Genomic DNA, 2619 nt, shown 5'->3' on the forward strand with positions numbered 1-2619 from the left:
AAAAAAAAAAAATTGCAGTCAGGCCGGAACGGCTGCTGAACCGGTACAGGCGGGTTCCGGGCGCAGCGCCGGACCAGTCACGGAGCACTAGCGGAGTGTATACTGGCTTAAGATGTAGCATGGCAGTAACACATAGCATTAATGCCACATAAGACAGGCGCAGAAAGTGAAAGAAAACGCGTCAGGAGAAAATGTGATACAGAATATATTCCGCTTCCTCGCTCACTGACTCGCTCCGCTCGGTCGTTCGGCTGCGGCGAGCGGGACGGGCTTACGGATGGATCAGAAATTTCCTGGGGGATGCCAGGAAGATACTTAACGAAGAAAGCATAAGGCCGCGCCAAAGCCGTTTTTCCATAGGCTCCGCCCCCCTGACAAGCATCACAGAATCTGACGCTCAAATCAGTGGTGGCGAAACCCGATGCGGCTTAAAGATACCAGGCGTTTCCCCCTGGTGGCTCCCTCGTGCTCCCCCGCATTCCTGCCTTTCGGTTTACCGGTGTCACTCCGCTGTTATGGCCGCGGTTTCTCATTCCACGCCTGACACTCAGTTCCGGGAAGGCAGTTCGCTCCAGGATGGACTGTATGCACGAACCCCCCGTTCAGTCCGACCGCTGCGCCTTATCCGGTAACTATCAACTTGAGTCCAACCCGGAAAGACACGACTAATCGCCATTGGCAACGGCCATTGGCAAACAGGATGTGCGAGAGATGTCTCAAGAGTTCTTGAAGTGGCGGCCTTAGTGAGGCTACACTGAAAGGACAAATTTGGTGACATGTCTCGCACAAGACTGTTACCACGGTTAGGGGATCTGCCAGGATTACCTAACCTTCGAAAAACCACCTGCCAGGGTGGTTTTTTCGTTTACAGGGCAAGAGATTACGCGCGGAAAAAAAGGATCTCAAGAAGATCCTTTATAAATTAGACATCCAACCTCACAAAGAGGAATACTTAAATCATCTTGGTATATGTATCGGCCGGATTACATCTCATATAAGCCTCCTCCCCGCCTGACACCACACTTTGACCATAGCACCTCGCGCCTAACTCGATATACAGCCCACCATCAAGCCTCTTTTCACATAAAAAATGACCTATAGTTAGATGGTTAGTGACCAAAACTGATATGGATAAAAGGAGCTGGCTTTGAAAAAGATTTTTGTTTCAGTGTTCGCAGCGGCAGTTGCGCTTTCAGCCCTCACCGGCTGCACGCGCACAAGCTATGCCATACACACCAATGACGGTCGCACTATTGTCAGCGACGGCAAACCTAAAGAATCAGACTCAGGCCTGCTTGGCTATACAGACGCGAATGGTGTCAAACAGCAGATCAATAAAACCGACGTTAAAGAAGTCTCCGAAATTCCGCACTGAGCATCTTCTCCGAAAAAGGCCGCTAATGTGGCCTTTTTCTTTACCTGTGGTTCTCCGCCAAAATCCCAGCAAATTGCATCACCAAAGCTAAAAGCTTTCAGGGTTGTCTAAAAAGCACAAGACATAAGAGGAAGTGCGGTATTTTATAATCAAGCCCCCAAGAATTTACCATAACATCCGTTGCCCGCACCGCCTGAGACGCGTTCAGCGCGTTCCTGACGAAACCATGACAAAAACCACAACAAACCACCCCGGAACCCGTCAGAAACGCGCCTGTTAAATTTTAACGGCATGCATGACTATGCACCAGAATGACGCCATGCTCTTTTCACGCAAAAATCATCACCAGACGGGGAAAATCACCAGTGACCAGACAGGAATCCGCCGCCCTCAATATGGCCAAATTTATCCGCGCACAGACACTTCTCCTCCTTGAGCGGCTCGAGCAGATGGATCTGGATGAGGCTGCCGGCTGCTGTGAGCACCTGCACGATCAGGCCGAAGCGCTTTACGCCATGCTGAACGCACAGATAGGCGAGGAAAATGCGTGAAAATCGGTGAACGGGTGCGCAATTCAGTGCGCGGCCGTGAGGCGATGGCGGGGTGTCGGGGCGCAGCCCTGACCAGGGTATTTGTGATGCCGGCGCGTGCGCGGTATTACAAATGCACATCCTGTCCCGGAACGGACACCGGGAAACAGCAAAAAAAACCGGGCGGCACGCCCGGAACTCAATCAAGTTAGATTAGATTACTCTCACTCGTCCATAACAGCATCATGGAACGACGACCACCGTCCGTGACGGCCGCCTCGTTTAAGTATGGACAGAAATACAGAAAATGCTCAGGACGAAATGTAATGAATGCGAACGGATTCAAGAAATTCGAGCATGACAGTCCTTACGGCCGGTTCGGTTTCAGACAAAATCTGCCGGTATGCATCCAGCATCATGGCTCCGGCATCCCCTCCGGCACGCCGTAGCCAGACCGAAACAACGGACACAAGCAGGTGTCGCTCATCATCACTAAGAGTCATCAGGGCTCCGGAAGAAAAACCAAACATGGCTTACCTACTGTTAACGGCAACGCAGAAGAAAGGTTTACAGGGTAGCGGGCAGGGATGAAAAAAAAAAAATTGCAGTCAGGCCGGAACGGCTGCTGAACCGGTACAGGCGGGTTCCGGGCGCAGCGCCGGACCAGTCACGGAGCACTAGCGGAGTGTATACTGGCTTAAGATGTAGCATGGC

Annotated in this window: 2 protein-coding genes; both read left to right on the plus strand. The window is 51.7% G+C overall.

The window, feature by feature from the left end:
- Positions 1–1147: 1147 nt before the first annotated feature.
- Positions 1148–1375: a YgdI/YgdR family lipoprotein gene (locus tag AB4880_RS26025; RefSeq protein ID WP_021243043.1), complete on the plus strand. Its 228-nt coding sequence runs from the start codon at positions 1148–1150 to the stop codon at positions 1373–1375.
- Positions 1376–1740: 365 nt separating this feature from the next.
- On the plus strand, positions 1741–1926 hold the full coding sequence (locus AB4880_RS26030; protein WP_013772937.1) for a Rop family plasmid primer RNA-binding protein: 186 nt from the start codon (positions 1741–1743) through the stop codon (positions 1924–1926).
- Positions 1927–2619: the final 693 nt, after the last annotated feature.

It is taken from the genome of Nocardioides ginsengisoli (assembly GCF_039537225.1).
GTDB classification, from domain to species: domain Bacteria; phylum Actinomycetota; class Actinomycetes; order Propionibacteriales; family Nocardioidaceae; genus Nocardioides; species Nocardioides ginsengisoli.